We start from the raw sequence: 5064 nt of genomic DNA on the forward strand, positions 1-5064 counted from the left end.
GGTCTCGGCATTCCTGCTGAACCGCTCTTCCGATCTTTAAATATAGCCATAGCTGGTTTAATTGAACAATTAGATACGATTATTTTACCTGATGGGGGGCATTATACTAGAAACCCTTATATTACTATTACCTATTTAGATGATTTACTCACCTTATATCATGTTTTAAAAGAAGAAGTTAGTATCAATCAAAAATTAATTTCATACATAGATAATATGGTAGGATTTATTAAAACTCTTAGAAGTATGGATAACTCCTTAGCAGTTTTTAACGGCGGTGTTGAGGTAGATAAAAATTATATAGATTATTTATTTTCCTTAAGTCATGTAAACCCTAAGCCTTATAATCAATTAAGATACAGCGGTTATTTAAGAATCACAGGAGGTAACTCTTTGGTTATTGTGGATATCGGTGGTAAATATAATAAATATAACAGCATTTTAAGTACTGAGGTTAATGTAGCTGCAGCTAAATTATTTGTAAATAACGCTAAAGACATGCACAGAGATGCCCATTCAGGTTTAGTATTAATGGGAAAAGAGGGTGAATTATATTTTAGTAAAAATAATCTTGAAGACATTAAAATAGAACCCAGAGTTGATGAACATTGGCAGACTGATATTATTTCTTACCTAGCCTATAGAAATAGTTTAAAATTTGTGTATCATAAAACTATCTCTATTGAAAAAAATCTTGGAAATTATATCTTAGTAGAAGAACTCATTAGTTTTAAAGATAAAATTAATCATCACCTTAAAGAAGCTTATTTACGATTTAATCTGCATCCTAAAGTAAAGATTATACAAAGATCAGCCGATAATAAATTAATTGTTTTAGAGGTTAATAATGAATACTATGCTTTTAAATCTAGTATGGGAATAATAATCAGCAGAGGTTGTTATTATGGCATACTTAATGAAACTCTACTAAATTATCATTTTACCTTACCCTTTGATTTAGAGAATAATAATTTTAAGAATGAGTGGAGTCTAAATTATTTACAAAAAAATTAAACTTATGGTTTATTCTTCAAGATATTAATTTTATTTAGGTAATTATACGCTTGATGGAATTAATGAGTTACTTTTTACTTGATGCAATATCAAGTAATATCTGCCAGTTTTCTTTGTATTCTTGTAGTCGTGATAGTTTTCTTTGGTTCTTCCAGTCTGTAATAACACAGATATAGGAATTATATAGCATTCCCCATTAAAACCGTCTATACCAATTATAAGGTCACAGTCTTTCTCTGTATATTTATATGTTCTTTTAGGAGCATCCTTATTTATTTGTTGCCCACTGCGATAACCCCCAGTAAAATTTACAGAGCCTGTTTTTGTTCCTTTTATTTGAATTCTTAATAGTTTTTGTGTACCGCCTAAATCTACAATAGCCATCATATTTAGCATTGGTGACATCCACTCTTGAACAAGGAAATTCAGCTTTAATAACCCTACTTATTGCGATAAGTGCATCTGCATTGCCATTCATGGTGCGAAAAATTCCCTCATCTATATTTCTAAGGTTTATACCCATTTATCTTTTTCTTCCACTCAATTAACCGCTTTTTTTTATTTCTAATGCTATTTTTTCTACAACAGGTATACTGACACTGTTTCCTATTTGTTTATATAAATGACTTTTAGCCATATTATTAGGAAATACATAATCATCACTAAAACCTTGCAATCTTGCACACTCCCTAGGAGTTAGTTTTCTAATGCCTATTTTATCTTTAATTAAAGGTACGTTATGACCACCTGTTCCCATATTAGCTGTTAAAGTAGGGCAAAGGTTATTTTTATTTTCTCTAACATAGTGTCTTCTCCACTGGTAAAAAGTATCTTCTCTTGTTATTTCTTTTTTCAAAATTTTAAAAAAACTATATTTGTTATAGTAAAATTCTTCAGATACTTTATCCTCCAATATATCTTGGATAGATCTTGTGTTAATTTCTCTTTTTGGAAATTTAAAATCATTACAATGGTATTGATTTAAAAACCCTACAATATAAACCCTTTCTCTATTTTGCGGTATATCTGCACAGTTACATGTATTTAGAACTTCGTATTTAATATGATAGCCAACATTTGTTAGGTAATCTAATAAATATCTTAAGGTTTTACCTTCATTATGAGACAGTAAATTTTTTACGTTCTCTAAAAAAACAATTTTAGGTCTTTGAGACTCTAAAATTTTAAACACCTCAAATACAATAGAACCTCTTTCATCTTCAAATCCTTTTCTATGACCTGCTATAGAGAAAGCTTGGCAAGGGAAACCACCAACTAAAATGTCTATTTGAGGTAGTGCATATTCACTGATATTTTTTATGTCATCATTAATGAGATTATGGTTGAAGTTTGAGTGATAGGTTAGTGCAGCATTTTTGTCTATTTCATTTGCCCAAGATATTTCAAAGCCTTTGTTTTGGAAAGCTACATCAATGCCCACAATGCTAGAAAATAAACTACCTACTTTTATTAACCAAATCCTTATATTCTAATCCCTTGCCAAACATATATTGTAAAGCTAAGCCTAATCTATCAAAATCATTAAAATTGCTATTATTATACCTAAAAATAAAGCTATTACTACCTTTAATCAAGCATAAATTTATAAATTCTCAAAAATCGTATTATGAGTTCTATATACTTTAATAAAATTAGCACATTTAGGAAGATTTTTGATATTAACAGCTCCTACATAAGTGCAGGTACTTCTTATTCCCCCTAAAATATCTTTTAAAGTATTCTCAATTGCTCCTTTATATTTGATTTTTACTTCTCTGCCTTCTGAAGTTCTATAAGCAGACATTTCTCCGTAATGGGTTTCCATAGCTTGTTGAGATGACATTCCGTAAAAAGCAATGTATCCATCTTTAGGTATAAAAGAACTCTCATCATGCCCAGCAAACATTCCCCCCAGCATTACAAAATCTCCTCCTGCTGCTAAAGCTTTAGCAACATCCGCAGGGTAATTACAACCTCCGTCAGCAATAATATTTCCTCCTACCTTATGAGCAGCTTGAGCACATTCTACCACTGCCGAGAATTGCGGATAGCCAATCCCAGTTTTTAATCTGGTAATACAAGCAGAACCAGAACCTATTCCGATTTTCACAATATCAACCCCTTTTAGAATTAAATCCGTAGTAATATCAGGAGTTACTACATTACCAGCAATAAGGGTAATCTTAGGATATTGTTCTCTTAAGAGTTGTACATAGTTAGTAAATCGATTAGTATAGCCATTTGCCACATCCACACAAATAAAATGTAATTTTTGCCGTTTCTTTTGAATTAACGTCTGTAATTGTTCTAACAGTATTAAATCTTCATCTCTAATCCCGATGCTTAGAATATTATATTTCATATCTAACCCTTTATCTAAAGCTACTTCCCACTCAGATACTTTATAATGTTTGGTAATTGCCGTTAATATTTTATGCTCTTGCAAAGCAAGCCCCATGGCAAAAGTTCCTACTCCATCCATATTCGCAGCTATTATAGGAATTCCTTCCCATTTATTTTTTGAGTGTAAAAACTGAAACTCTCTACTTAAATTAATTTGCTGCCTACTCTCCAAGACAGAGCGATTTGGCACAATTAAAACATCATTATAATCAAGCTTAGGTATATCATCTATAAACAAAAAATTCTCCTATTTTTTAATATTTTTAGTTATGTTTCAGTGTCAGTAGCTGTAAATTTTTAACAATTTTAGGTTCTACTAAAAATCTTTTTAATAAGTCAGCCCCCTTAGTAATACCAATTCTCTTAGTTGTAATATATTCTAAATTAAGCCCGATATCTTCTACAAAAACTAAAGAATTACTAATAAAACTTAATCCGTTATGGGTATTATTGATACTAAATTCTTTACATAATTTCCCTGGTCCGCTAATTAATTGTTGAGTTTTAAGGTTAAGAGCAGCTCTTAATAAAACAGCCTCACCTTTTCCTTGGCTCCCTGTCACAAAGTTTATACAGTAATAAATACCATAAATTAAATATACATAAAAAACCCCTGCAGCACTAAACATTATTTTATTTCTTTTAGTTAGTTTACCTTCAAAAGTATGGCTAGCAGGGTCTGTTTCATTATAACTTTCAGTTTCAGTAATAATAAAACTATGTTCATAAAAGGTTACCTTTTTTCCAATGATTTGTTGTGCTACAATATCAGTATCTTGTAGGAAGAAGTCTTTGGTTAATCTTTTCATTCCTAAATTTCTCGTAATTTTCTTCTAAATTTATAGTAAGTATATAGTATCTAAATATTAACCATTCTTAAAATGAAGAATTAGGGGTTTTTAAAAAAGCTATTTCTTCAGGGGTAGACTCCCTTCCTAAAATTTTATTACGGTGTGGAAATCTACCGAATTTTTTAATGATCTCCAAATGTTGTATAGCATAAGTCGGTTCATTAATGCTTATTTTTTGAAATTTTTCTAGGGATAATTCTTGGTCCTGTAATTTTTCACTGTGCATTAATGGCATATACAGAATGTGCTTATATTCTTTATTTAATTCTTTATCAAATTCTTGAAATAACGCATACTTAGTTATTGCTAAGGCTTTATTATCCGTAGCAAAGCTCTTAGAAGTATTTCTAAACATATTTCTAGGGAACTGATCAAATAAAATTATATAAGCTACAGCGTCTTCTTTATTTTTTATATTATTAAGGGTAAATTTTTGTATTGCTTCTTCATAAAAGTCTTGGAATTTATCTCTAATTGCAGTATCAAAACTCTCTTCTTTTACAAACCACTTAAGCTTATTTTCCTCTAAAAACCAAAAAGCTAAGATTTTTAATAACATTAACTCCTTATTCTCCTTTCTTATAAGATTATTAACACTCTCTAGTTTAGCATATTAATTATTTTTTGATAAGCTCTTCTTAAAAAGATATTTATTAATAACTATCTCAGATAACTTATAATACTATTTTCGTTAAATTTATTGTGGAATAACTGGTGTTTAAAATTATTTTAATAATACTTATTAAGAAACTGATATTTTAAGGGTGGGGGGAAGGAGAGTGGTTATCCCCCCATA

General features: G+C 29.9%; 5 protein-coding genes. All 5 read right to left on the minus strand.

Going from position 1 to position 5064, the window contains the following annotated elements; translation table 11 throughout:
• Positions 1 to 1056 precede the first annotated feature (1056 nt).
• The 5 genes from ACQCX0_RS06115 to ACQCX0_RS06135 all read right to left on the minus strand — a co-directional run bounded on the left by ACQCX0_RS06115 (position 1057) and on the right by ACQCX0_RS06135 (position 4827).
• Complete coding sequence (locus ACQCX0_RS06115; protein WP_465029895.1) at positions 1057 to 1410, minus strand: hypothetical protein; 354 nt, start codon at positions 1408 to 1410, stop codon at positions 1057 to 1059.
• A gap of 148 nt (positions 1411 to 1558) precedes the next feature.
• Positions 1559 to 2500 (minus strand): DNA (cytosine-5-)-methyltransferase, encoded by a 942-nt coding sequence (gene dcm, locus ACQCX0_RS06120; protein ID WP_462563291.1) that lies wholly within the window; start codon positions 2498 to 2500, stop codon positions 1559 to 1561.
• Positions 2501 to 2617: 117 nt separating this feature from the next.
• Complete coding sequence (locus tag ACQCX0_RS06125; RefSeq protein WP_462563288.1) at positions 2618 to 3655, minus strand: GMP reductase; 1038 nt, start codon at positions 3653 to 3655, stop codon at positions 2618 to 2620.
• A gap of 25 nt (positions 3656 to 3680) precedes the next feature.
• Positions 3681 to 4226: a DNA-3-methyladenine glycosylase gene (locus tag ACQCX0_RS06130; RefSeq protein ID WP_462563289.1), complete on the minus strand. Its 546-nt coding sequence runs from the start codon at positions 4224 to 4226 to the stop codon at positions 3681 to 3683.
• Positions 4227 to 4293: 67 nt separating this feature from the next.
• Positions 4294 to 4827, minus strand: a complete 534-nt coding sequence (locus ACQCX0_RS06135; RefSeq protein ID WP_462563290.1) for a DUF924 family protein — start codon at positions 4825 to 4827, stop codon at positions 4294 to 4296.
• Positions 4828 to 5064 lie beyond the last annotated feature (237 nt).

It is taken from the genome of Candidatus Hepatincolaceae symbiont of Strigamia maritima (assembly GCF_055505085.1).